25 protein-coding genes are annotated in these 25,108 nt (G+C 60.4%); 24 read left to right on the top strand and 1 reads right to left on the bottom strand.

All coding sequences use genetic code 11. The features are described 5' to 3' along the window. Positions 1 to 5: 5 nt before the first annotated feature. From KTF55_RS08640 to KTF55_RS08540, 21 genes are all read left to right on the top strand, one after another. Positions 6 to 1,154: an amino acid ABC transporter permease gene (locus KTF55_RS08640; protein ID WP_117770543.1), complete on the top strand. Its 1,149-nt coding sequence runs from the start codon at positions 6 to 8 to the stop codon at positions 1,152 to 1,154. Between the two features lie 22 nt (positions 1,155 to 1,176). Next, complete coding sequence (locus KTF55_RS08635) at positions 1,177 to 1,962, top strand: amino acid ABC transporter ATP-binding protein (protein ID WP_117770544.1); 786 nt, start codon at positions 1,177 to 1,179, stop codon at positions 1,960 to 1,962. Positions 1,963 to 2,034: 72 nt separating this feature from the next. After that, positions 2,035 to 3,462, top strand: coding sequence for a M20/M25/M40 family metallo-hydrolase (locus KTF55_RS08630; protein WP_117770545.1), 1,428 nt, complete (start codon positions 2,035 to 2,037; stop codon positions 3,460 to 3,462). A 228-nt stretch (positions 3,463 to 3,690) separates the two neighbouring features. Next, positions 3,691 to 4,758, top strand: a complete 1,068-nt coding sequence (gene prfA / locus KTF55_RS08625; RefSeq protein ID WP_035138783.1) for a peptide chain release factor 1 — start codon at positions 3,691 to 3,693, stop codon at positions 4,756 to 4,758. Between the two features lie 672 nt (positions 4,759 to 5,430). Then, positions 5,431 to 6,681 carry a HemK/PrmC family methyltransferase gene (locus tag KTF55_RS08620; protein WP_117770546.1) on the top strand — a complete coding sequence of 417 codons (1,251 nt, stop codon included), beginning with the start codon at positions 5,431 to 5,433 and terminating at the stop codon, positions 6,679 to 6,681. Positions 6,682 to 6,749: 68 nt separating this feature from the next. Then, entirely contained in the window at positions 6,750 to 6,935 is a 186-nt protein-coding gene (locus tag KTF55_RS10160; protein ID WP_089573106.1) for a type II toxin-antitoxin system HicA family toxin, read from the top strand. After that, positions 6,902 to 7,393, top strand: coding sequence for a type II toxin-antitoxin system HicB family antitoxin (locus KTF55_RS08610; protein ID WP_147333371.1), 492 nt, complete (start codon positions 6,902 to 6,904; stop codon positions 7,391 to 7,393). Before KTF55_RS10160 ends, KTF55_RS08610 begins: the two co-directional genes overlap by 34 nt. A 134-nt stretch (positions 7,394 to 7,527) precedes the next feature. Continuing rightward, positions 7,528 to 8,271: an L-threonylcarbamoyladenylate synthase gene (locus tag KTF55_RS08605; RefSeq protein ID WP_117770548.1), complete on the top strand. Its 744-nt coding sequence runs from the start codon at positions 7,528 to 7,530 to the stop codon at positions 8,269 to 8,271. Between the two features lie 13 nt (positions 8,272 to 8,284). Continuing rightward, complete coding sequence (gene glpK, locus KTF55_RS08600; RefSeq protein ID WP_148331843.1) at positions 8,285 to 9,826, top strand: glycerol kinase GlpK; 1,542 nt, start codon at positions 8,285 to 8,287, stop codon at positions 9,824 to 9,826. A 123-nt stretch (positions 9,827 to 9,949) separates the two neighbouring features. Continuing rightward, positions 9,950 to 10,597 carry a uracil phosphoribosyltransferase gene (upp, locus tag KTF55_RS08595; protein WP_148331844.1) on the top strand — a complete coding sequence of 216 codons (648 nt, stop codon included), beginning with the start codon at positions 9,950 to 9,952 and terminating at the stop codon, positions 10,595 to 10,597. Positions 10,598 to 10,879: 282 nt separating this feature from the next. After that, entirely contained in the window at positions 10,880 to 11,191 is a 312-nt protein-coding gene (locus KTF55_RS08590; RefSeq protein WP_035138788.1) for a hypothetical protein, read from the top strand. 3 nt (positions 11,192 to 11,194) lie between these two features. After that, on the top strand, positions 11,195 to 11,998 hold the full coding sequence (gene atpB, locus KTF55_RS08585; protein ID WP_022094263.1) for a F0F1 ATP synthase subunit A: 804 nt from the start codon (positions 11,195 to 11,197) through the stop codon (positions 11,996 to 11,998). Positions 11,999 to 12,122: 124 nt separating this feature from the next. Next, positions 12,123 to 12,317 (top strand): ATP synthase subunit C, encoded by a 195-nt coding sequence (locus tag KTF55_RS08580; protein WP_022094262.1) that lies wholly within the window; start codon positions 12,123 to 12,125, stop codon positions 12,315 to 12,317. A gap of 15 nt (positions 12,318 to 12,332) precedes the next feature. Then, entirely contained in the window at positions 12,333 to 12,935 is a 603-nt protein-coding gene (atpF, locus tag KTF55_RS08575) for a F0F1 ATP synthase subunit B (protein ID WP_006235712.1), read from the top strand. Beyond that, positions 12,925 to 13,401 (top strand): FoF1 ATP synthase subunit delta, encoded by a 477-nt coding sequence (locus KTF55_RS08570; protein WP_035138792.1) that lies wholly within the window; start codon positions 12,925 to 12,927, stop codon positions 13,399 to 13,401. The genes atpF and KTF55_RS08570 overlap by 11 nt, the downstream gene beginning before the upstream one ends. Then, positions 13,401 to 14,999, top strand: a complete 1,599-nt coding sequence (gene atpA, locus KTF55_RS08565) for a F0F1 ATP synthase subunit alpha (protein ID WP_035138794.1) — start codon at positions 13,401 to 13,403, stop codon at positions 14,997 to 14,999. Before KTF55_RS08570 ends, atpA begins: the two co-directional genes overlap by 1 nt. 5 nt (positions 15,000 to 15,004) lie before the next feature. Further along, on the top strand, positions 15,005 to 15,913 hold the full coding sequence (atpG, locus tag KTF55_RS08560) for an ATP synthase F1 subunit gamma (protein ID WP_117743860.1): 909 nt from the start codon (positions 15,005 to 15,007) through the stop codon (positions 15,911 to 15,913). Beyond that, a complete protein-coding gene (gene atpD, locus KTF55_RS08555) occupies positions 15,913 to 17,367 on the top strand; it encodes a F0F1 ATP synthase subunit beta (RefSeq protein ID WP_006235717.1) in 1,455 nt (484 codons plus the stop codon). Before atpG ends, atpD begins: the two co-directional genes overlap by 1 nt. A 3-nt stretch (positions 17,368 to 17,370) precedes the next feature. Continuing rightward, on the top strand, positions 17,371 to 17,763 hold the full coding sequence (gene atpC / locus KTF55_RS08550; protein WP_006235718.1) for an ATP synthase F1 subunit epsilon: 393 nt from the start codon (positions 17,371 to 17,373) through the stop codon (positions 17,761 to 17,763). Between the two features lie 88 nt (positions 17,764 to 17,851). Further along, positions 17,852 to 19,135 (top strand): UDP-N-acetylglucosamine 1-carboxyvinyltransferase, encoded by a 1,284-nt coding sequence (murA, locus tag KTF55_RS08545; RefSeq protein WP_195535818.1) that lies wholly within the window; start codon positions 17,852 to 17,854, stop codon positions 19,133 to 19,135. 12 nt (positions 19,136 to 19,147) lie between these two features. After that, on the top strand, positions 19,148 to 20,383 hold the full coding sequence (locus KTF55_RS08540) for an LCP family protein (RefSeq protein ID WP_215674550.1): 1,236 nt from the start codon (positions 19,148 to 19,150) through the stop codon (positions 20,381 to 20,383). A 253-nt stretch (positions 20,384 to 20,636) separates the two neighbouring features. Here KTF55_RS08540 and pepT read toward each other — a convergent pair whose 3' ends face one another. Continuing rightward, positions 20,637 to 21,884, bottom strand: coding sequence for a peptidase T (gene pepT, locus KTF55_RS08535; RefSeq protein WP_217108330.1), 1,248 nt, complete (start codon positions 21,882 to 21,884; stop codon positions 20,637 to 20,639). 120 nt (positions 21,885 to 22,004) lie between these two features. Here pepT and KTF55_RS08530 point away from each other — a divergent pair, with 120 nt between their 5' ends. The 3 genes from KTF55_RS08530 to KTF55_RS08520 all read left to right on the top strand — a co-directional run bounded on the left by KTF55_RS08530 (position 22,005) and on the right by KTF55_RS08520 (position 24,890). Beyond that, positions 22,005 to 22,427 (top strand): metal-dependent transcriptional regulator, encoded by a 423-nt coding sequence (locus KTF55_RS08530; RefSeq protein ID WP_040359600.1) that lies wholly within the window; start codon positions 22,005 to 22,007, stop codon positions 22,425 to 22,427. Positions 22,428 to 22,437: 10 nt separating this feature from the next. Next, the gene (locus tag KTF55_RS08525) at positions 22,438 to 23,331 is read left to right on the top strand and encodes a homocysteine S-methyltransferase family protein (RefSeq protein WP_217108329.1); all 894 of its coding nucleotides are present in this window, start codon (positions 22,438 to 22,440) and stop codon (positions 23,329 to 23,331) included. A gap of 158 nt (positions 23,332 to 23,489) precedes the next feature. Beyond that, positions 23,490 to 24,890, top strand: coding sequence for a phosphoglucomutase/phosphomannomutase family protein (locus KTF55_RS08520; protein ID WP_148331849.1), 1,401 nt, complete (start codon positions 23,490 to 23,492; stop codon positions 24,888 to 24,890). The last annotated feature ends 218 nt before the right edge of the window (positions 24,891 to 25,108 follow it).

Below are 25,108 nucleotides of genomic sequence, written 5' to 3'. Positions count from 1 at the left end.
GCAGCATGAAAACCGTCAATCGCCTGGCCTCCTTTATCAAGGCCGATCACCGTTACGTATACCTGGGCACGAGCGTCATCGCGGCGCTTGGCCTGGCGTTTAGCCAGCGCAACCCCACGCCGCTGAGCTTTTTGGCGCCCACTGGCATCTTCCAGGACTGCCTTTGGGCGATCCTGTGGGCCTGGGTCGTCGTGTCGGCGGCGGCACTCGTCACCAAGCTCATGCACTGGAACGACTATCGCGAAAAGTCGCCGTTCGCCTCCGAGCGTTTCCGCCGCGGCGCGCGCCTGGGTAGCTATGTTGTGGTCGCCATCGCAGCGATCTTTTTCGTGGACCGCTGCATCATGTCGTTTATCGACCTGGTGCAGGTGAGCATTGTCTCGGATTCCAACCCCAGCGACTTTTTGTCGAGCCTGGTCTACATGACCTACAAGAGCGGCGACTTCTTCATCCGCGGCATCGAAATCACCATCGCGCTTGCCACCTTCGGCACCGTCATCGCCTTCTTCCTGGCACTGCTCTTTGTGTTTTTGCGCATTCAGACGTTCGACCGCGTGGACAACGACTTGGTGCGTTTCTTTAAGAGTATCGGCCGCGGCTTCGCGACCGTCTACTCCACCATTGTGCGCGGCACGCCCATGATGGTCCAGGGCCTGCTTATCTATTACGCGGGCTTTACCGTTCTGCGCGGCATGGGCTTCGAGACCGCCCAGGCCAACCAGATCTGGAGCACCTTTACCGCCGGCCTCGTCACCATCTCGCTTAACTCCACCGCCTACATGATGGAGGTCCTGCGCGGCGGCATCGAGTCCATCGATCCCGGCCAAGCCGAGGCGGCGCGATCGCTGGGCCTGTCGCAGTGGCAGGCCATGCGCAAAGTCGTGTTCCCCCAGGGCATTAAAAATGCGATTCCGGCGCTCACCAACGAGCTCATCATCAACATCAAGGATTCGTCGGTGCTCTCGGTCATCGGCGTGTTCGACCTTATGTACGCTACTACCACGGTCGCCGGCGTGTACTACCGCCAGATGGAGGTCTACTGCGTGGCGCTCGTGGTCTACCTGATCCTGACGCTCGTGGCGAGCCGCCTGCTCGAAGCCTTTGGCAAAAAGCTCGGTGCCGAGGCTCCGGCCACGCTGCCCAGCTCTAACTAGGCTTAAGACGAGGAGAATCATCATGGCAGATACCGCCACTACCGGCGTTGCGGCCGCCGCACAGACCAATGAGCCGCTCATCCGCGTTGAGGGCCTGCGCAAGAGCTTCGGCTCGCTCGAGGTACTCAAGGGCATCGACCTGTCCGTTAACCCCGGCGAGGTCGTCACCATTATCGGCGCCTCGGGCTCGGGCAAGTCGACCTTCCTGCGCTGCCTCAATCTGCTCGAGACCCCGGACGCGGGCCACATCTGGTTCCACGGCCAGGACCTTACGGCCGAGCGCTGCAATATCAATAAACTCCGCGAGGACATCGGCATGGTGTTCCAGGGCTTTAACCTGTTCAACAACATGGACGTGCTCGACAACTGCACGCTTGCGCCCGTCATGCTCAAAAAGATGAGCAAGGCCGAGGCTGAAAAAATTGCGATGGAGCATCTGACGAGCGTGGGACTCGAAAAGTTCGCGCACGCCGCCGTGGGCCGCCTGTCCGGTGGTCAAAAACAGCGCGTAGCCATCGCACGCGCCCTGTGCATGAATCCGCAGATCATGCTGTTCGACGAGCCGACTTCGGCACTCGACCCCGAGATCGTGGGCGAGGTGCTCGAGGTCATGCGCAAGCTCGCGGCCGACGGCATGACCATGGTCGTCGTCACGCACGAGATGGCCTTTGCCCGAACCGTGTCCGACCGCGTGGTCTTTATGGATAAGGGCGTGGTGCTCGAGGACGCCGCGCCGGCCGAGCTCTTTGGCAACCCCAAACACCAGCGCACCCGCGAGTTCCTCTCGCGTTATCTCGAGGACAAGTAACCGACCGCAAATGTTTGCATGACAGGGCCGCTCCCGTGGGGCGGCCCTCGTCATCACAATCGAAAGGATGTCATGGCCGAGGTTTGGCGCTTCTTTGCGCATGAGGATGATTTTGCCGATTTGGACGAAGCTGGTGCGTGCGAGCGCCTGGGCCGCGTGCTGTCGTTTCCGACCATCTCGAGTATGGATGCCGAGGCGGTGAACTGGCAGCCGTTCGACGACCTGCGCGCGTATATGCAGCAGGCTTGGCCGCACGTATTTACGGCGGGTAAGGTCGAGCTTATCGACCATTCGCTATTGGTGACGCTTAGCGGTTCCGACCCTGCCCTCAAGCCCATTATGCTCATGGGCCACATGGACGTGGTTCCCGTGGTACCCGGCACCGAGGCTGACTGGACGCATGCCCCCTTTAGCGGACATGTGGACGACACCTACATTTGGGGTCGCGGCGCCATCGATATGAAAGACCAGGTCGCAGGCATTCTCGAGGCGGTTGAGTATGCGCTCGCGCACGGCTGGGAGCACAAGCGTACCCTGCTGCTCGCCTTTGGCCAGGACGAGGAAACCACGCAGTACGGCGCGGGGGCGATCGGTCGTGTGCTCGAGGAGCGTGGCGTTGAACTTGAATATCTGATCGACGAGGGTGACTACCGTATTGTTTCGGCTGCCGAGTATGGCGCGGGCGAGGGCTGGCTTATGCATGCCGACCTCGCGGAGAAGGGTTACGCCGATATCATACTCAAGACGAAGAGTGAGGGCGGGCATTCGTCCAACCCCTACGGCGGCACATCGCTCGAGGTGCTCAGCCGTGCCATCACCGCAATCTGCGATATCGAGTGGCCGACGCGCGTGACCGACTTGCTTGCCGCTCAACTCGTCGAGTTGGGGCTCTACACGGCCGATGAAATTGCCGCCAACGGGGATGCCATTGTCCGCGATTGCCTCGCCAGCAAAAAGCTCTATCCGCTGGTGACGACCACCTGCGCGCCCACGCAGATCGAGGGTGGCAGCACCGGCGCCAACGTAATGCCGCAGGATATGTGGGCCAACATTAACTTCCGCATGCTCGAGGGTACGAGCGTGGTCGACGTTGTGGCGCGCTGCCGTGAGGCGGTTGCCGGGGCGGACCTTGCCGGTTGTGTCGAAGTGGAGCTGGGCCCCGGCAGCTCCGAGCCTTCGCCGTCTCCGCGTGTCGGTGGACCGGGGCTCGAGGCCGTTCGCGCCATCGCCGCCCGCTATTTCCGTGATCCAAAGGGGACGGAGGAAAACGGACCGAGTGCGACGGGCGGGGCTCCTGTCAGCATCGTCCCCTCGACCGTGATCGGCGCGACCGACGCTGCCAACTATCAGCGCATTTGCCCTGAGTGCATTCGTTTCTCGGCCTTTGTGGTCGACGATGACGAGTGCGACCGAGGCGTCCACGGCACCAACGAGCGCATTACCCGCCGAGTCTACCTTCAGGGTGTCCGCTTTTTCATCGCTCTGCTCCACACGCTCTAGAATCCAACAAAGGGACTGTCCCTTTGTCGGATTCCGTGCGGGTTATATGCAGGTTTGCCTGCGCACGCTATCATGTATGGGTTAGACCGCAACTATGTACCCCATACGCGAAGGGATGCGCATGTATCTGAGGATCGACATGTTCTAGCCGGGCTTACCCCCGCAGCGGCGCCCCGCGCCCCATCAATTCTGCCGATTTTCACCTTCACGCATATAAAGGAGTCCGTCATGCGCGACAAGCTCGAAAAGATCATCAAGGCCTACGAGGAGCTCGAGAAGAAGCTTTCCGACCCGGCCGTCGCCTCCGATATCAAGGAGTTCACGCGTCTCAACAAGGAATACGCGCACCAGTCCGACCTCATCGCCGCCTCGCGCGAGTACATCGGCGCGCTCGATGACATCGAGGCTGCCAAGGAAATGCTGCACGATACCACCGATGCCGATGAGAAGGAGATGCTCCAGATGGACATCTCCGAAAACGAGGCCAAGCTTCCCCAGCTCGAGGAAGACATCAAGTACATGCTCATCCCGAGCGACCCCAACGACGACAAGAACACCATCGTCGAGATCCGCTCCGCCGCCGGTGGCGACGAGGCGGCCATCTTCGCCGGCGACCTGTACAAGATGTATCAGCGCTTTTGCGAGTCGCGCGGCTGGAAGACTACCGTGCTCGACTCCAGCCCCAGCGAGGCCGGTGGCTTTAAGTCCATTGAGTTCAAGGTCGAGGGCGACCGCGTCTACTCCGTCATGAAGTACGAGTCCGGCGTGCACCGCGTCCAGCGCGTCCCCAAGACCGAGTCCCAGGGCCGCATTCAGACCTCCACGGCTACCGTCGCCGTGCTTCCCGAGGCCGAGGAGATCGACGTCCAGATCAACCAGTCCGACCTGCGCATCGACACCTACTGCGCCTCCGGCCCTGGCGGTCAGTGCGTTAACACCACCTACTCCGCCGTGCGCATTACCCACCTGCCCACCAACACCGTGGTGCAGTCGCAGGAGCAGCGCTCCCAGATCCAGAACCGCGAGGTCTGCATGCAGATGCTGCGTGCCCGTCTGTACGAGATGGAGCTCGAGAAGCAGCAGGCCGAGCTCGGTGCCGAGCGCCAGAGCCAGATCGGCCATGGCAACCGTTCCGAGAAGATCCGTACCTACAACCAGCCCCAGGACCGCGTGACCGATCACCGCATCGGCTTCAACTCCACCTACAACGGCGTCCTTCTGGGCGATCAGCTCGGCACCGTGATCGAGGCACTCGCCGCCGCCGAGCGAGCCGAGAAGCTGGCGCAGGCTGTGTAGTGGGTTACGCGGTTTTGCCAAACCGCGTAACGGCTCGACGCTGCGCGCCGCCCAGAGCGACAATTTGTCATTCAAAAGGCAAGGCATGACCAGAAGGTCTATGCCTTGCCTTTTTCATGCCAACTTGTTCGCTCTGGACGTCGCTCGCTGGCATTGCCAAAACATCGGCGTTTTCTTGGTTGTCAAATGATCCGTAGGGAGTCATTGGGGACATTGCCTTGATATTATATTCAGTCGGCTGTGATGGCATTTTAGTCATTGGGGACGTTCTTAAATGACTAGGTTGGGCACATTGCTTTGAGATGTTATTTAATCGGCTTTGATGGCCATTAAGCCGGCTACCTGCTCAAAGAAATTAGCGGCATTCATCTGCTATCGAAAATAATGCTCAAAAAATCGTCCGAGAAGTCGCGGGGCGATTTTTGATGCGTCGCGCGTCAAGTGATTTGGCAAGTTCTTGGTTAGATATTGGTCAGTTTTGGGGCAACCTTGCCAAAAGCTTGACGGATGCAGATTTAGACGTCGACGAATGAACACTTCGATTGCGATTCAAGCAAAATTCTGGGCTGATTCTCGATAATCGCTTCCAATCGTCCCTTGCCGCGTGCCGCCCTCGCGTACAATCTGCTCCGACATTCGCGCGCCGTCCGGCGCTTAAGAGGGGAGGGCCCCATGGCAAACGAGATTTGGACCATCAAGCGTTGTCTCGAGTGGACCAAGGAGTACCTGGCCGAGCGCGGCGAGGAGCACCCCCGTCTTTCTGCCGAGTGGCTGCTCTGCGCTGCCACGGGTTTGGCACGCATCGACTTATATATGCGCATGGACGAGACGCTTAACGCGGCTCAGCTCGAGACCATGCACGCGGCCGTTGTTCGTCGCGCTAAAGGTGAACCGCTGCAGTACATCACCGGCAGCACGCAGTTTCGCATGATCGACGTCACGTGCGCCCCCGGCGTGCTCATTCCGCGTCCCGAGACCGAGATGCTCGTCGAGGAAGTCCTCAATTATCTGGATGCCGAGGTGCTGAGCCCCGAGGCTGCTGCCCGTCAGCGTGTTGAGCTGCCTTGGAACGATGAGGTCGAGGAGGCACGCAAGGCTGAGGCCGCGCTGGCAGACGAACGCGCGACCGCCGAGCGCCGTGCCGCCAACCTGACGGCCGCCGATGAGGCTGCGCTGGGTAGCGACGTGCTCGGCAGCCGTGCCTATGCCGAGGAGCTGGCCGACCGCGAGGCCGAGGAAGCCGCCGCGCAGGCAGCAGAAGCCGAAGTCGCGGAAGCCGCCGAGTCCGAGCTCGACGAATACGGCATCGCCATCGAGGGTGCCGACCAGGAGACGGCTTCAGCTCAGGATGCCGCTTCGCCTGCCCCAGCCGAGCCCCGCATCGCCCGCGTTCTCGAGGTCGGCTGCGGCACGGGCTGCATCTCGCTCTCCCTTGCCTGGGAGCGCCGCGGCCACGTTACCTGCACCGCTACCGATATCGAGCCGCGCGCTATCGATCTGGCCACCAAAAACCGCGACGCGCTCGGTCTCACATCCGATGAGGTCGCCTTTAGCCTCACCAACCTGGTGAGTTCCATTCCCCGCGAAGAGTGGGGCACCTTTGATGTGCTTGTCTCCAATCCGCCCTACATTCCGACCGACGTCATGCGCTCACTGCCGCACGAGGTCAAGGACTTCGAGCCCGACCTGGCGCTTGAGGGCGGCGCCGACGGCCTCGATATCTTCCGCCGCCTGCTCAATGCGGCGCCTTACATGCTGCGCGCCGGCGGCCTGTTTGCCTGCGAGCTCTACGAGGGTGCCCTCGACGCCGCCGCCGAGCTCTGCCGCCAGGCGGGTCTCTCGGACGTGCGCATCGTCCGCGACCTCACCGATCGCCCCCGCATCGTCCGAGCCATCGTCACCGAGCCCAAACAGCGCCAGTAATATTTATTAACTGGTTAGCAAAAATTATAAACTAGTTTATAATTAGGACGGCTGAAAGAGGTCGGCCCATGCAACCTCCTACCTTTCGGGAAATCATTGCCCTACTCAAGCACGATGGATTCGTGAAGGTCGCGCAAGTCGGTAGTCATGCTAAGTATGTTTCTGGCGACCGTGTTGTCACCGTGAACGGCTCTGGTGGTGATCGACCAAAGAAGGGCACGTGGGCAAGTATTCGTCGCCAAGCTGGATGGTAGTTGGAGGCAAAATGAGGCAGCGATTTACCTATGACTGCGTTCTCATAAAAGAAGACGACGGGTACTGCGCCAGCTTCCCGCAGATTCCCGGCGCTTTTGCCGATGGCGATACGCGCGAAGAAGCGATTGCCCATGCCACCGAGGCGCTGATGGCGTTTTTGGCCGACGACCTCAACAACGGTTTGACTCCGGCAGGGTACGAACGCTCGGCCGAGGTCGTGGCCCTTTCAGTCGAAATCGACCACGAGGACGCTCGGGAAGCGGCGTGCCGAACATTTAAAGACGCAGCGCTGGACCTCAAAGTCTCCGCTCCGCGGATTACCGCGCTGGTCAAAGCCGGAAAGCTCGATGTTGAACTTGTCGACGGCCGTCGGATGATAACGATAGACAGCATCGAGCGCTACGCCGCCCAAAAACGCCACGCCGGCAGGCCAAAGAAGTTCATCGCAGTCCAATGACCCCCTCACTTTCACCGACTACTAAAGCCGCTCACCAAACCAACATGCACTCTGGCCAAATAGGTTGAACGTTTCGTGCGAGAATGCCCCTCAGTAAACAAACTTTCACCAGAGCGTAAGGGGCTGGCATACACATGCAGACGGTCTATCGGGTATACGAGGGAACGCGCGAGCCGCATCGGCTCGCCGTCGAGCGCACGGCCGAGGTGCTCGGCCGCGGCGGCCTGGCCTTGATCCCGACCGAGACCGTCTACGGTGTCGCCGTGGCAGTCAACGCCTTCTCGGACGCCGTGCCCCAAGATACAAGCGAATTCCCATCGTGGCCGCGCGATCCGCAGGCTGTCGTCAATGGCGCCGCGGTCCCTGCGCTCGGTACCGGCTACCGCCGCATCTTTACCCTCAAGCAGCGCAAACTCACCCAAACGGTCGCCTGGCTGGTTGATAATGCCGAAGCACTCGACCGCTATGGCGTGGATATCCCGGAAGATGCCCGCGTACTTGCGCGACGATGCTGGCCGGGAGCCCTGACTATCGTGGTCAAGGCGGCTCCCTGCGTGCCGACCTTTATGCGTGCTGCCGACGACACCGTGGCCCTGCGCGCTTCGGCCTCTCCCGTGGTCCAAGCGCTCATCCGCGCCTGCGGCAGTCCCCTTGCCTGCACGAGCGCCAACACACACGGCGCGCCCTCGCCGGCAAGCTTTGCCGCCGTCGAAGGTCGCATCCTGGAGGGGGTCGATGTTGCCGTCGACGCCGGCGAGACCCCGTGTCGCGACGCCTCGACCATCGTGTCGTTCCAGCACGGCGGGCTCCAGATCCTGCGCCAAGGCGCACTTCCCGCATCAGAGATCGAACGGGTCCTGTCCGACCCGATGCAATAGAAAGGTGTAAGCGATGTCGTTGAATCTGGGCAGCCTGGGCATGGAAGATGCCTCGTTTAACTTTGGCGGTTCCTACATCATGGCGCTCGACTGCGGCACCACCTCGGTACTTGCGACCATCGTCGACGAGTACGGCTGCATCGTCGCGCAGGCACGTCGTAGCGTCAAAACCAGCTTCCCGCGTCCCGGTTGGATAGAGCAAGACCCCATGGAGGTGCTTGCCAGCCAGATCGGCGTGATGATGGAGGTCCAGTTTAAGAGCGGTATCCATTCTGACCGCATCGCCGCCATCGGTATCTCCAACCAGCGCGAGACCACGGTGGTGTGGGACCGCATAAGCGGCCAGCCCATCTATAACGCCATCGTGTGGCAATGCCGTCGCACCGCACCTCTGATCGACGAGCTGGTCGAGCGGGGCGCAGAAGAGCTGGTGCGCTCCCGCACGGGACTCACGCTCGATCCGTATTTCTCGGCTTCCAAGGTGCAGTGGATTCTCGACAACGTCGACGGTGCGCGTGAGAGCGCGGCGGCGGGCGACCTCATGTTCGGCACCATCGATACCTGGCTCATCTACAACCTCACCGGCAGTCAGGTCTTTGCCACCGACTACACCAATGCCAGCCGCACGGCGCTCTTTAATATCCATACGCTCGATTGGGACGACGACCTGCTGGCGCTCTTTGACGTTCCACGTTCCATGATGCCCGAGGTTCGTTGGAGCTCGGGCGACTACGGCCGCGTCGCGAGCGACATCATGACCAACATGCCGCCCATCATGGGCGTGGCGGGCGATCAGCAGGCGTCGCTGTTCGGCCACTGCTGCTTCCATCCCGGCCAGACCAAAAACACCTATGGCACGGGTTGCTTTATGCTCATGAACACCGGCGACGAGGTCGTCGAATCCAAGAACGGTCTGGTCTCCACGATCGGTATCGCCGCGGACGGCAAGATCAGCTATGCACTCGAGGGCTCCATCTTTGCTGCCGGTTCCACCATGAACTGGCTGCGCAACAACATCGGCATCATCTCGAGTGTGAGCGAGTCGGCACAACTCGCCGCTTCGATCAACGACAATGAGGGCTGCTACTTCGTTCCCGCCTTTGCGGGTCTGGGCGCTCCCTGGTGGGACCCGCATGCCCGCGGTATCGTGTGCGGTCTGACCGGCGCCTCGAGCCGTGCGACCATCGTACGTGCCGCCTGCGAATCCATGGCATATCAGAGCTACGACGTGCTGCGCGCCATGGAGCAGGACGTGGGACTTTCGATTGAGCGCCTGTCTGTCGATGGCGGTGCCTCGCGCAACGAGTTCATCATGCAATTCCAGGCCGATCTGCTGGATATCCCCGTGTTGCAGTGCGAGACGGTGGAGACCACGGCGATCGGTGCCGCGTACTTGGCGGGCCTTGCCGTCGGCTATTGGGAGGACCTGGAGGAGCTGGAGCAAAACGCTCAGATCGTTAAGACCTTCCTTCCCCATATGTCCGCCGAGCGCCGTGAGAGCAATCTCGCTGGTTGGCGTGATGCCGTCAAGCGTTCGCTCAACACCGCTCAGTAGGGTTGCGACGAGCTGCTCGATACAACAAACCGTTAAACTTATGCACGGCGCGCGGCAACAACATCGCCATGCGCCTTGTCAGCAAGGCCATCTTCCGGCCGCAACGAAAGGGGCAATCAACCCATGACCGTCACCTACGATACGTCCCGTGTGACCCTTGTCGATCACCCGCTCGTCCAGCATAAGCTGTCGATTCTGCGCGACAAAAACACCGGCACCAACCAGTTCCGCCAGCTCGTGCGCGAACTCGCACTTTTTGACGGCTACGAGGCCATGCGCGACCTGCCCATGGAAGACGTCGAAGTCGAGACCCCCATCACCACCGCAACGTTTAAGCAGCTCGCCGGCAAAAAGCTCGCCATCGTTCCCATTCTGCGTGCGGGCCTTGGCATGGTCGATGGCATCCTCGACTTGGTACCCTCCGCTCGCGTGGGCCACATCGGTATGGAGCGCGACGAGGTTACCCACGAGCCGCATGAGTATTACTGCAAGATGCCCAAGGATATCGACCAGCGCATCTGCCTGGTCGTCGACCCCATGCTCGCCACGGGCGGTTCGGCCGAGATGGCCATCAGCTACCTGCGCGAGCGCGGCGTCAAGGACATCCGCATGCTGTGCATCGTCGCGGCCCCCGAGGGCCTCAAGTCGCTGACTGAGAAGGACCCCGATGTGCATATCTATGCCTGCGCCATCGACGACCATCTCAACGAAGCTGCCTACATCGTTCCCGGCCTGGGCGACGCCGGCGACCGCATCTACGGCACGCTGTAATCTCAGGGCCATACCGGCTAACGTCGAAAATACGAAGAAATGGTGCGCGCGGGCGAGCAAAAGACGACCGCGCGCACTCCTGTTAACGGACGTTTTGCCCTGCAGGGTTCGAGAAAAACGTATTACCGTACCTGCGGCATAAAGAAGGTCTTAAGAAAACGAACAGGTGCGTATTAACCGATGCTTTTTCGGTTGTACTTTAGCGATTGGCTCGTACAATAGTCACCAATGTTTGGCGGGAACTGTCCTGTGAGGCGATAAAAAAGGAAAGTGAGGACGCCAGTGTTTCAGATAGCCGATCTGCTCGCTATCGTTGCAGGTGCCATCGCGGGCGCGATTGCCTTCCTTCCCTTTGTCTTTACGCTCAAGCCGGTTCTTGACGATAAGCAGAATGCGGACATGCTCAAGGGTATGGTGAGTCTCGCGGTCTCGGCAATCGCGTTGCTTGTCTTTACCTTGGTTGTGTTTGTGTTGTTCGGAGAGGCATTTCGCATGTTCCTCCTGGGCGAGGCGATCGGCTTCGTGGCCTTTATGGCCGCCTGCGCGGTTCGCGTCGCCAAGGCGCTGCGAGATCCTCATGAGGTCGAAAGGTAAGTCGTGGAAATTTTTGAAAAGCTGCCTGATGAGATTAATCATCTGGTCAGCGAGTTCAGCTCCACCCCTGTCGTGGGCGATCTGAGCTGCGGCATCACGCAGTACTCGTTTTGGCTGATCGTCTCCACGATCGTGCTCCTGATCGTCCTGGCCGTGTTCAAGAAGAAGCAGACCCTGGTTCCCAAGGGCTTCTTCGTCAACGGTTTCGAGTACATCATCGAGTACGTCGAGAACGATATCGGCAAGGGTGTCGTGGGTGAGAACTGGAAGAAGCACTTCCCGTTCCTGTGCTCGCTTTTCCTGTTCATCCTGATCAATAACATGATCGGCCTGATCCCGGGAATGAAGCCCGGCACCGGCGCAATCGGCTCCACCGCCGCACTCGCCATTTTCGCCTTCGTGTACTTCATCTACTACGGATGCAAGGCTCACGGCGTGATCGGCTACATCAAGAGCCTCGCCCCGCAGGGCGTGAGCTTCCCGATGAACGTGCTCGTGTGGGTCGTCGAGCTTTTCTCGACCTTCCTGCGCCTCATCACGCTTGCCGTCCGTCTGTTCTGCAACATGTTCGCAGGACACGTGGTCATGGGCTCGTTCGCCATCATGGCGAGCATGTTCATGCAGCCGCTGCTTCAGCAGGTTTCCGCGGCCCACGCCGTCGGCGCCCTGCCTTCGCTGGCCTGGCTTGCCATCCTCATCCTGATCTATGCGATCGAGCTTGTGGTCGGCGCCATCCAGGCTTACGTCTTCACGGTCCTTACCGCCGTGTATGTCTCCGAGGCAGAGGAGGTCGCGGAGGAGGAGTAGTCTTCCGTTCGTGCCTTAAAGGTAAGGCAATTCGTTAAACCGCCGGTGCCCGTACCCATGGAGCCCGGCAGTTATAAAAAGGTTATCCTGCGTGAAATAAGACACGCACGACAAAGGAGGAATCGTGGGAGTTATCGGTTACGGTCTCGGTGTTATCGGCGCTGGTCTTGCTATCGGCCTGTCTGCTCTGGGTGCTACGGGTGCTATGGCCCGTCAGCCTGAGGTCCAGGGCCGCGTGTTCACCGTCTTCATCATGGGCTCCGCTTTCGGCGAGGCTCTGGCTCTGATCGGCTTCGTTGTCGCGCTGATCGTTAAATAGCACGGAGCGTCAAGTATGAATCTTTCATCCCAGAAGAGCGCGATCGCACTCTCCGCGTCCGCGGCCGCGCTGCTCATGCCGGTTTCCGCGTTCGCCGAGGACGGCGCCGCCGGTGCGGACATCCTCATCCCTAAGATGGCGGAGTTCATCCCGGCGCTTATCGCCTTCCTGATTATCTGGATCGTGCTGGCCAAGGTCGCCCTGCCGGGCATCATGAAAACCATGGAGGAGCGCGGCAAGAAGATCGAGGAGAGCCTCGACGAGGCCGAGAAGACCAAGCAGGAGGCTATCGCCAAGCGCGCTGAGTCCGACTCGATCGTCACCGACGCCCGTCGTCAGGCTGCCGACATCGTTCTCGAGGCCCGTAAGGACGCCGAGTCCGAGCGTGCCCGTATCATCGAGGCTGCTCACAAGGAGGCCGAGGAGATCATCGCCAAGGCCCATACGACCGTCGAGGACGAGCGCAAGTCCATCTACGCCGGTGCCGCGAGCTCCATCGCCGACCTGTCCGTTGCCGTCGCCACCAAGATCGTGGGCGAGGCACTCGAGGACGATGCCGAGCAGAAGAAGCTCATCGAGCGCTACATCCAGGAAGCAGGTAGCCTGAATGCCGACTAGCCGCTATCAGGACAAGGTGCTCGAGACCTACGCGCGTTCCCTTTTGGAAGCCGCCAAGGCCGAGAACCATGTGTTCGAGGACCTCGAGATGGTCGAGCGTTTGGCTTCTGCCAGCCCCGAGATCATCGCCGTGCTCGACACCATGTCCAAGCGCGACCAGCTCGACCTTCTTCCCAAGGTGGCAGCTGCCTTTAAGTATGTTGCCGAGGAAGACGAGGATGTAGTGGGCGTGACCGTCACCACGGCGATCCCGCTCGACGACGAGCTGCGTCAAACCATCACTAAGAAATGCGAGCAGGACTTCGGCCGCAAGGTATTCCTTATCGAGCAGGTCGACCCGTCTATCGTGGGCGGCCTGGTGCTCGAGGCCCGCGGCGAGCGTCGTGACATTTCCGTCAAGACGCAGCTGCGCATCGCGCAGGAGACCCTCGCAAACTCTGCTAATTCGTACGGAGGTGAAGCCTAATGTCCGAAACCCTCAATGCCCAGGATATCGCCAAGAAACTGCAGGAGCAGCTCACGAGCCTCTCCGCGACGGTCGATACGCATGAGGTTTCAACGGTCGACGAGGTAGGCGACGGCATCGCGCGCGTCTCCGGCCTCAAGAGCGCCATGGCAGGCGAGCTTCTGGAGTTCAAGAGCTCCGATACCGGTGAGACCGTCTTCGGCCTTGCCCAGAACCTTGACCGTGACGAGGTCGGCGCCGTTCTGTTCGGTGCCGTCGACTCCATCAAGGAAGGCGACGAGTGCCGCACCACTGGCCGCATTATGGATATCCCTGTGAGCCGTGCCATGCTCGGCCGCGTCGTCAATCCGCTCGGCCAGCCCATCGACGGCCTGGGCGACATCGTCGCCACGCACCGTCGCCCCATCGAGTTCAAGGCTCCCGGCGTCATCGATCGTACCCCGGTGTGCGAGCCGGTTCAGACCGGTCTGCTCGCTATCGACTCCATGGTGCCTATTGGCCGCGGTCAGCGTGAGCTCATCATCGGCGACCGTAAGACCGGTAAGACCGCCATCGCCATCGACGCTATCCTCAACCAGCGCGGCAAGGGCATGGTCTGCATCTATGTCGCCATCGGCCAGAAGGCCTCCACGGTTGCCAACATCCGTGAGACCCTCGCTCAGCACGGTGCGCTCGACTACACCATCATCGTTTCGGCCACTGCTGCCGATTCCGCCCCTATGCAGTACATCGCGCCTATGGCCGGTGCCGCTATTGGCGAGTTCTTCATGTACAACGGCGAGGACGGCAAGCCCGCCAGCGAGACCAACCCCGGTGGCCACGTGCTCGTCATCTACGATGACCTGTCCAAGCAGGCCGTGGCCTACCGTCAGATGTCGCTGACGCTGCATCGTCCGCCCGGACGCGAGGCCTATCCTGGCGACATCTTCTACCTGCACTCTCGTCTGCTCGAGCGTGCCGTCAAGATGTCCAAGAAGAACGGTTACGGCTCCATGACGGCTCTTCCGATCATCGAGACCCAGGACGGCGACGTCTCGGCCTACATTCCGACCAACGTCATTTCCATTACCGATGGTCAGATCTACCTGCAGTCCGAACTCTTCTTCCAGGGCCAGCGCCCGGCAGTCGACGTGGGCATTTCCGTGTCCCGCGTCGGTGGCGACGCGCAGACCAAGGCTATGAAGCAGGTCGCCGGCAACCTCCGTCTGGACCTCGCTTCGTACCAGGAGCTCGCCGGCTTTACGCAGTTCGGCTCCGACCTCGACGAGGCTACTCAGAAGCAGCTGACCCATGGTGCCCGCATGACCGAGCTCCTGAAGCAGCCGCGTTACAAGCCGTTTGAGGTTGGCGAGCAGATCGTTACGCTGTTCGCTGGCAACGAGGGCTTCCTGGATGACCTGGAGATCGCCGACGTGCTGCCTTTCCGTGCCGAGCTCATCGAGTACATGGACAATGGCTTTGGCTCGCTGCTCGACAAGGTTCGCGCCAAGAAGATCGATGATGACACCAAGGCTGAGCTCTTGCGCGTCATCGGCGACTTCAAGCAGCAGTTCATGGCCAAGCACCATTCGGATGTTTCTGGATCAGAGGAGAACTAAGCCCCATGGCCAACCTTCGCGACATTAAGAAGCGAATCTCCTCGGTTACCACGACCAAGCAGATCACGCGCACGATGGAGATGGTCTCTACGGCCAAGATCCGTCGTGCCCTCGATCGCTCCAAGCAGGCCGAGCCCTATAAGGAGGCGCTGACCGACGTCATGTTGACGGTCGCCGGCGACGCCTCCTGTTCGGGCACCGATCCCATGCTGCAGAAGCATGAGAGCGTCAAGCATGGCCTGATTGTCGTTATTGCCTCGGACCGCGGCCTTGCCGGCGGTTTCAATACGACGGTGGAGCGCACGGCCGAAAAGCTCGCCGCTTCTTGGGCGAACGACGGCATCGAGTGCGAGATCATCGCGTGCGGGCGTAAGCCGGCCACGTATTTCCGCGACCGCGCAAACGTCATCATGCACTTTGAGGGCAACTCCTCTGAGCCCGATTTCAATCAGGCCCGCATGATCTCCTCTCATATCTGCGATGCGTATCGTGCCGGTGAGCTTGACCGTGTCGAGCTTGTCTACCACCACGCCAAGAACCGCGTGGATCAGGAGCTTCGCGTCGAGCATCTGTTGCCGCTCGACCCCGAGATGATCGCTATGGCCCACGGTCCGCGTAAGAACGAGACCGACGCCCCTAAGCGCATCTCGTCCACGTTCGAGTTCGTGCCCTCTCCCGAGCATGTTCTCGGCAAGCTTGTGCCGTCTTATATCCTGACGGTCATCTACCAGGCCCTGATCGATTCGGCGGCTGCCGAGCAGGGTGCACGCCGCAAGGCCATGCACTCCGCGACGGAAAACGCCACCGCGATCATCTCGACCCTTACCCGCACGTATAGTCGCGTGCGCCAGGCTTCGATCACGACCGAGATTAACGAGATCGTCGGCGGAGCCTCAGCATTGGAGGAACAGTAATGGCTAATAACACCGTAAAGCTTGCGGTCGAGGAAGCCACCAAGAAGACGACTGCCGGTGATGGTCGCATCGTGCGAATCATCGGCCCTGTCGTCGACGTCAAGTTTGACGGCGCGGTGCCCCCGATCTACAACGCGCTCACGGTCGAGGCCGAGACCCCGATCGGTCATCTGAGCACGATCCTCGAGGTCGAGAGCCAGCTTCCGGGCGGCGTCGTCCGCACGGTCGCCATGTCCTCGACCGACGGCCTGCAGCGCGGCCTCATCGCCACCGATACCGGTGAGCCCATGAAAATGCCCGTTGGCCCCAAGACGCTCGGCCGTATTTGGAACGTCATGGGCAAGCCCGTCGACGGCAAGCCCATGCCCGAGGTGGAGGAGTTCTACCCCATCCACCATGCAGCGCCCCGTTTCGACGAGCTCACCACCAAGACCGAGATCTTCGAGACCGGCATCAAGGCCGTCGACCTGCTCGAGCCCTACATCCGCGGCGGCAAGACAGGTCTGTTCGGTGGCGCCGGCGTCGGCAAGACCGTTCTGATTCAGGAGCTCATCAACAACCTCGCCCAGGAGCACGGCGGCACCTCGGTGTTCACCGGCGTCGGCGAGCGTACCCGCGAGGGCACCGACCTGTTCCTCGAGATGAGCGAGTCTGGCGTTATCGACAAGACCTGCTTGGTCTACGGTCAGATGAACGAGCCGCCCGGAGCGCGTCTGCGCATCGGTCTGGCCGGCCTTACCACCGCTGAGTATTTCCGTGATCGTGGCCAGGACGTTCTGCTGTTCATCGACAACATCTTCCGCTTCTCCCAGGCAGGTTCCGAGGTTTCCGCACTGCTGGGCCGTATGCCGTCCGCCGTTGGTTACCAGCCCACGCTGGCAACCGAGATGGGCGACCTCCAGGAGCGCATTACCTCGACCAAGACGGGCTCCATTACCTCCGTCCAGGCTGTCTACGTCCCCGCAGACGACCTGACCGACCCGGCGCCTGCCACGACGTTTACTCACCTCGATGCCACCACGGTTCTTTCGCGTAGCATTTCGTCGCTCGGCCTGTTCCCGGCTATCGACCCGCTCGCGTCTTCCTCCGACGCTCTCGATCCCTCGATCGTCGGCGAGGAGCACTACCGTGTCGCTGTCAAGGTCCAGGAGCTCCTGCAGGAGTACTCCGACCTTCAGGACATCATCGCAATTCTGGGTATGGACGAGCTGTCCGAGGAGCAGCGCCTTACGGTCAACCGTGCCCGTAAGATTCAGCAGTTCCTCTCGCAGTCCTTCCACGTCGCCGAGAAGTTCACCGGCAACCCCGGTGTCTACGTCCGCGTCGAGGATACCGTCCGCTCTTTTGCCGAGATTGTCGACGGCAAGGCCGATGACCTGCCCGAGCAGGCTTTCCGCTATGCTTCCACGATTGAGGACGTGCGCGAGCGCGCCCGCAAGATGGGGGAGAAGTAGGTTATGCGTATCCGCATCGTGTGCCCCGTGAGCTGCGCCTATGAGGGCGACGCTGCGTTTGTGTCGATTCCGTCCACGGATGGCGAGTTTGGCGTTCTGCCTGCTCACTCCAGCGAGATCTGCACGATCGACCGCGGTTACGTTCGCGTTTCCGATAAGGCCATGGGCACTGTCGACCACACGTTTGCCGTGGCCGGCGGCTATGCCCAGGTTGCGGACGATGTCGTGACCGTTCTCGCCGAGCGCGCTTGCGATTTGGCGACCGTCGATGCCGACAAGCTTAAAGCTGATATTCAAGGTTTTGAAGAGAAGCTGGGTAATTTGTCGGAGGATGATGCACGCCGCGCCTACCTCTATAATGAAATCGCATGGTGTAAGCTCAAGCTTGCCCAATAGTCAAACGATTTAGCGTTCGACCATTTGCGAACACATCATGCCCGGGATGGCCCAGCCATCCCGGGCATGCTTTTTGAAAGGGTAGACCTTGGATATTATCCGCGTTGAGGGTGGCCACGCCATCGGAGGCTCCGTGCCCGTTTCGGGCGCCAAGAACTCCGCACTCAAACTCATGGCGGCAACGCTTCTGGCGCCGGGCAAGACGACGCTGCAGAACGTGCCCGATATTTCCGATGTCCACGTGATGGGCAAGGTGCTCAAGGGCATGGGCGCTACGATCGATGTTCTCGACGAGCACACGCTCGAGATTGATACCTCTCAGGTCGATTCTTGGGAGGCCCCCTACGAGCTCGTTGCCAAGATGCGTGCTTCCACAGCCGTGATGGGACCCCTGCTGGGTCGCTTCCATCGCGCCAAGATCGCCATGCCGGGCGGCTGCAACCTGGGTGCTCGCAAGATCGATATGCACATTCTTGGTCTTGAGGCCCTGGGCGTTGAGTTCGATACCGCCCACGGTTACATCAACGCTAATGCGCCCCAAGGTCTGCGCGGTACCACCGTCACGCTCGAGTTTGCCAGTGTCGGTGCGACCGAGAACCTCATTATGGCATCCGTGCGCGCGCAGGGTACCACGGTTATCGACAATGCCGCCCGCGAGCCCGAGATCGTCGATCTCGCCAACATGCTCAACGAGATGGGCGCCAAGATTGTTGGCGCCGGCACGCCCGTCGTGACTATCGAAGGCGTGGAAGAGCTCCATCCTGTTACCCATCGCGTAGTGGGCGACCGCATCGAGGCCGGTACCTTTATCGTTGCCGGTGCGTTGATGGCCGACGATCGCGGTGTCGATGTCACGGGCTTTTGCCCCATTCACTTGGGCATGGTGCTCAAGAAGATGGAGCTCATGGGTATCGACTGCGAGCGCGTCGAGGATGGCGTCCATGTGAACCGTGCCGAGCGCATCAAGCCGGTCGACATCCAGACGCTTCCGTTCCCCGGCTTCCCGACGGACATGCAGGCGCAGATTATGGTACTCTCCGCCCTTGCCGACGGTAGCTCCGTTATCACCGAGAACATCTTCGAGAATCGCTTTATGTTTGCCTCTGAGCTGGTGCGCATGGGTGCCGACATTCGTATCGAGAGCCATCATGCCATGATTCATGGCGTCAGGGGCTTCTCGGGCGCACAGGTTACCTCGCCCGATCTGCGTGGCGGAGCGGCCCTCGTCGTAGCGGGCTTGATCGCCGACGGGACGACCGAGGTTTCGGCCATCCATCACATCAAGCGCGGCTACGAGCAGTTTGTCGAAAAGCTGCAGGCGCTCGGCGCGCATGTCGAGCATGCTACCGTCCCCGATCCCGTCATCTACTAATACAGGTTGCCTATGTTTAATAAAAAGCCCCTCGCGGATACCACCGCCCGAAGACCCTCAACTGGTGCGCAGGCCAAGATCTACAGTCGCGATAACGTGGCTCGCTATTCCGAGCGCGCTCGCCAACGTCGTCGTAGCCACACGATTCGTCACGTCGCGCTCATTGTCGTGCTTGGCGTGCTGCTGAGTGCCACTACCGCTGCCGGCCTGTGGTTTGCCACCATTATGGGCAAGCTCGGCGATTCTAATGTCATTACCGACAATCTGCGTCGGGTTCTGGTTGACACCGATGAGGCAAAGGATCCGTTCTACGTGCTGCTTCTTGGCACCGACGGCCGTCCGGGCGAGGATACGTATCGTGCCGACTCGATTATCCTGGCACGCATCGACCCCACGCAAAAGCAGGCGACGCTCATTTCCGTTCCGCGCGACACCAAGGTCGAGTACAAGGGCGAGACCATGAAGATCAACGCCTGCCATACCGTTGGCGGCGCCGAGGCCATGGTCGAGGCGGTCAACGAGCTGTGCGGTGTTCAGATTTCCCACTATGCCGAGGTCAGCTTCGACGGTATGCAGGCACTGATTGATTCGGTTGGCGGTATCGACATTAACGCAACCGATGATGTTGACGACCCCGAGCACCTGGATATTAAGATTACCGCTGGCCAGCAGCATATGGACGGTGCCACCGCCCTTACCTATGCCCGCTGCCGCTACACCTATGCCGACGGCGATTACACGCGCATGCGCCACCAGCGTCAGGTGCTTGGCGCCCTTGCCAACCAGATTCTCAATAACTTCGATGCCACGAAGATTTTTGGCCTGGTTAATTCGCTGTCCGATATGCTCGTAACCGATATGAGCGTTCAGGATATCGTGGCTACGGTCAACGCCATGCGCGGTATGGATGTCGACGGTATCTACTCGGCCAACCTGCCCTCGTACGCCGACGACAGCACCATGATCGACGGTGTGAGCTACGTCTTTGTCTACGAGGACGAGCTCAAGGAAATGATGGAGCGCGTCGATGCCGGCAAGGATCCCAAGGGTCCCAACACCATGGGTCTTTCCGACGGTTCCAGCTCTACGATCGGCGACCTGAACAACAACACGTCTGACGACTACGCAAACGGTACCGCAACCTCATCGGTCAGCTCTGACGATTCCGATGACTCAAACGATTCGAGCGATTCGGACTACTACGAAGAGCCCACCGGCGACGGCAACGGCTACGAGGCCAACTACTAAGTTACGGCGTTTTACCAAACGCCGTAACGGCTCGACGCTGCGCGCCGCCCAAGGCGACAATTTGTCATTCAAAAGGCAGGACATGACCAGAAGGTCAATGCCCTGCCTTTTTCATGCCAACTTGTTCGCCTTGGACGTCGCTCGCTGACGTTGGCTCAACCTGCGGTGCTGACTACTCCCCTTGCACCAAAAATCGCCCCGTTCTCGGTTTTGAGGACGGGGCGATTTTGCTTACCAAGATTGTTCGAGTTCCTTATGCAAAGCGGGCGACGAGCTCCTGGAGCACGTCGGTCATCTTGACGAGCGAACTGACCGGGACGAACTCGTTGACGCCGTGGTAGCAATAGCCGCCGGTGGAAAGGTTGGGGCAGGGCAGACCGCGGAACGACAGCTGCGCGCCGTCGGTGCCGCCGCGAATCGGCAGCACTTGGGGCTCAACGCCGCAGGCAAGGTAGGCTTCCTTGGCAACATCAATAAGCTCGGGATAGTCACGAACGATCTCGGCCATATTTCGATACTGCTGCTTAATCTCGACCGTCACGCGCTCCTCACCCAGACGCAGGTTGAGCATCGAGGCGGCGGCATCAATAAGGTCGAGTTTCTGCTGGAACTTGGCGGCGTCATGGTCGCGGACGATATAGCGCGCTGTGGCGTGATCGACGGTCGCAGATACACCCTCAAGGTGATAAAAGCCCTCGTAGCCTTCCGTATACTCCGGGCGCTGCACGTAGGGGAGCAACGCGTTGAAGTCGCAGAACAGATTGCCTGCGTTGATCATACGGCCCTTGGCGTCGCCCGGGTGGATGGACTGGCCCTCAAAGCGGACGGTCGCCTCGGCGGCGTTAAAGCACTCCCACTCCAGCTCGCCGATGGGGCCGCCGTCGACCGTGTAGGCGTACTTGCAGCCAAAGGTATCGATATCCAACAGCTCGGCTCCGTGGCCGATCTCCTCGTCAGGGCAGAAGCAAATGCCGAGTGCGGGATGGGGCAGAGAGGGGTCCTGAGCGATACGCGCGACAAGTGACATGATCTCGGCGACGCCTGCCTTGTCGTCCGCGCCCAGCAGCGTGGTGCCATCGCTGCAGACCAGGTCCTCACCCGCGAGGTCGTTCAGGGCGGGAAGCTTGGCGGTACTCATGGCAACGGGCTTACCGTCAACCGTGCCGCAGACCAGGTCGCCGCCTTCGTAGTGTACGATGTGCGGTTTCACGCCGGCACCCGGTGCAACTTCGGTGGTGTCGAGATGGGCGATCAGGCCCAGGGCGGGCTTGTCCTCAGCGCCCGCACTTGCGGGGATATGCGCGCAGACATAGGCGTGCTCGGTCACGTGGGCATCTTCCGCACCAAGCTCGCGCAGCTCTTTAGCCAGCACGTTGGCAAGGTCAAACTGAACGGCGCTCGAGGGTACCTGGTCGCAGTTTGCATCCTCGGACTGCGTGTTGATCTGGACGTAGCGCAAAAAGCGCTCGAGGACATCGGGGTTCGTGGTGGTGTTTTCCATAAAGACCGCTCCAATCTTGGTCGTCGTGTGCAACAAGAACTCTAGCACGGTATGCCACGACATACCGCGACGCTTGGATGGGGTAGAATCAGCCATTGAATGCAGAAGGGACGGAAGATCATGGATACGACAAATAGCTCGCGCGAACTGCATCTGACGGTGGCGAACGAAGACTACTTGGAGTGCATGGTTCGCATTGAAAGCGAAGAGGGGGAAACCAACGGCGTTCGATCGGTCGACATCGCGCAGCGCCTTGGCGTCTCCAAGGCATCGGTCAATAAAGCGGTTTCGGCTCTCAAGGCATCCGAGCTTGTCGAGCAATCGCACTACGGCAAGGTGATCCTGACCGATCGCGGCCGCGAGGTTGGCACGGCTATCTGGTACCGTCATCGCCTCATCCGCACGTTTTTGGTTCAGGAGCTCGGTGTCGAATTTGAGCGAGCCGATTCCGAGGCCTGCATGATGGAGCATGCGCTATCCGAGGACACGATGAGCCGCTGGCTCGCCTATCTCGAAAAGCAGGGAATCAGCGTCGAGGAATAGCGGGATATATATGGATACGAGTTATTACAACCGCTTTGGTGCCGAGGAACTTGCGCGCCGCTTGTCGAGCGAGACCTTGTTGGCGCAGGGTCCCATGGGCAGTGTCTTGTTGAGTGAGTACGATGCCGCCGACATTCCACCGGCGTTTTGGAATCTGGCAGAGCCGCAGACCGTTTCTCGTATCCATCGCTTGTATGTCGTCGCCGGCGCGCAGGTGCTCATTACCAACACCTTTCAGGCATCGAGCTATGCCCTCAAGCACGACCAGATTTCGCCGTCCGTGGCGGAGGTCAATCGCGGGGCCGTCGACGATGCCCGCCAGGCGCACCCTCAGCTGCTGCTGGGCTCGATGGGCCCGATCGGTATTGAGTGGTTTGCCGAGGACTCTGCCGAGTATCGTGAAATCCGCGGCATTGCGCGCGAACAGGCGCACGCCTTGCTCAATGCTGGTGTTGACGGTCTGCTGATCGAGACGGTGACGTCTATCCGTAATCTGCAGCCCATGCTTGCCGGCGCCCGAGATGCCGCCGACGGCATGCCTGTTCTGGTGAGTTTTGTCGTTGACGATAAAGGCGACCTGCTGGGCGATGGCCTCAACATCGAGGCAGCCGTTTTGTACGCCGAAAAACACGGCGCAAATTCGGTTGGTGTTAATTGCTGTTCGCTTGCGGCCGCGAACGCGGCGGTGCCCAGGATGGTTGCATCGGCGACTACTCCCGTCACGGTGCGTCCCAACGTAGGCGATCCGGTCCAGACTCAGGATGGCCCCGTATGGCACGAGAACCCCGAAGCTTTCGCGCGCGCATGCATCGAATGGAGACATGCCGGTGCCGCAATGGTGGGCAGTTGCTGTGGAACCACGGCAATCACTACGGCCGCGATGGCCGAGGCGCTCGATATATAAAGGGCAAACCGCTCCATACGGGGCGGTTTTTTTTATTGCTTGCATGTCCTCGGCAGCATTTGCCCAAATGGTGAATGCTGGTGCCGGCAGGTTGCCGAGTGCATGTTGCGGGTATACCCCATGCGTACCATGATCCAAACACTGTGAGGTGTCTGCGCGTGTGCGCGATAATTCATTTTGGAACTGACGGTTGGCGCGCTCGCGTCGATGAGGACTTCACTGCCGATAACGTTGCCCGTATCGCCGATGCCGTCGGCGAGTTGTGGCAAAAGACCAATCCGGGCAAAACGGTATATATAGGGTTCGACACCCGGCCCCTGGCGCGCGAGTTCGCTGAGCTTGCGGCGGGCGTGCTAGCAGCGCACGGGCTAGACGCCGTGCTCGCTTCGCGACCTGTCCCGACCCCTGCCCTTACGTGGGCGGCGGCTTATGACGGTGAAGCGTGCGGCGCGCTCATGGTGACGGGGTCCCATCATCCGCAGGGCTATCTGTGCCTCAAGATTCGCATGGGTGACGGCTCGACCGCCAACCAGGATGTCATCGAAGAGCTCGAAGAGACTATGGCTCCCGAGCCAATGGGGATCGAGGGGCAATATCGCACCGCGGATATCATTCCTGACTATATGCAGGCGGTGGCATCGTTTGTCGATGCCGAAGCCATCCGCGCCGCGCACCTGCGCGTGGTTGTCGATCCCATGGGCGGCGCAGCCCAGGGCTATCTAGCCGACTTGCTGCGCGAGCTTGGCGTTGAGGTGCACGAGATTCACGCCGGGCAGGCGTCTGACCAAGAAGATATCTGCCCCGACCCCGTTGAGCCGTGGGTGGACGCTTGCGAGCGCACGGTTATCGAGGACGGAGCTTGCGCTGGCCTGGTGACCGACGGCGACGCCGACCGCATCGGCGCGGTTGACGAGCGCGGCAGATATATACATCCGCATCAGATCATGGCGCTCGTTTTGGGCGACTTGGTTCAATTTCGTAATTTGGAGGGGCGCGTCGTCGTCAATCTTTCGTGCTCGACGCTCGTGCGTCGCATTGCCGAGGCGCTTGGCTGCCGCGTGACCGTCAAACCAGTCGGTTTCAAATATATAGCGGCGGAGATGAAGAAGGGCGGCGTCCTCATAGGCGGCGAAGAAGCCGGTGGTATCGGCATCGCCGCACATATGCCCGAGCGCGATGGAATCCTCGCCTGTCTGATTCTGTGTGAGCTTATGGCAAAGACGGACGCGCCTTTGGGCGTTCTGGTCGACCAACTCGAGGACAGTTTTGGTAAGACGAGTTACGGTCGACGCGATTTACGCCTTGAGGCCGAAGATGCCGAAACGTTACGAACCCTGCTGCCGGGCGTAAACCCCAAGTCGATTTGTGGCAAGGTGCCGCAAAACGTTAGTCATATGGATGGCTTGCGTTTGGCATTCGAGGATGACACGTGGCTGCTGGTCCGTCCTAGTGGGACCGAACCAGTGGTGCGCGTCTACGCCGAGGGGTTCTCGGTGGAAGAACGCGATGAGTTGCTCGATGCTGGCTGTGCTTTAGCTAGGGGGACGTATCCGCTTTAACCATGAGACTGCCTTATATAAAGAGATGCTCGGCGAGCGGTAGTTAACGGCTGGCAAACGTTAGTCGAATCCCAGGATGTGTAGGAAATGTGTACGCCCAGATTCCCGCCCACGGCGCCCCTCCGGTCTGGCAATATATCTCCTTGCCGCGCGGCCCGGTCGGACCGGATGAGCCGCGGGGCGTGCACCTTGAGAACCGGATACTGCGAGGATGGACA

It is taken from the genome of Collinsella sp. MSK.8.10 (assembly GCF_019041915.1).
GTDB lineage: Bacteria > Actinomycetota > Coriobacteriia > Coriobacteriales > Coriobacteriaceae > Collinsella.
Note: the sequence above shows the minus strand (reverse complement) of the source record. Positions and strands in the feature narration are given on the sequence as shown.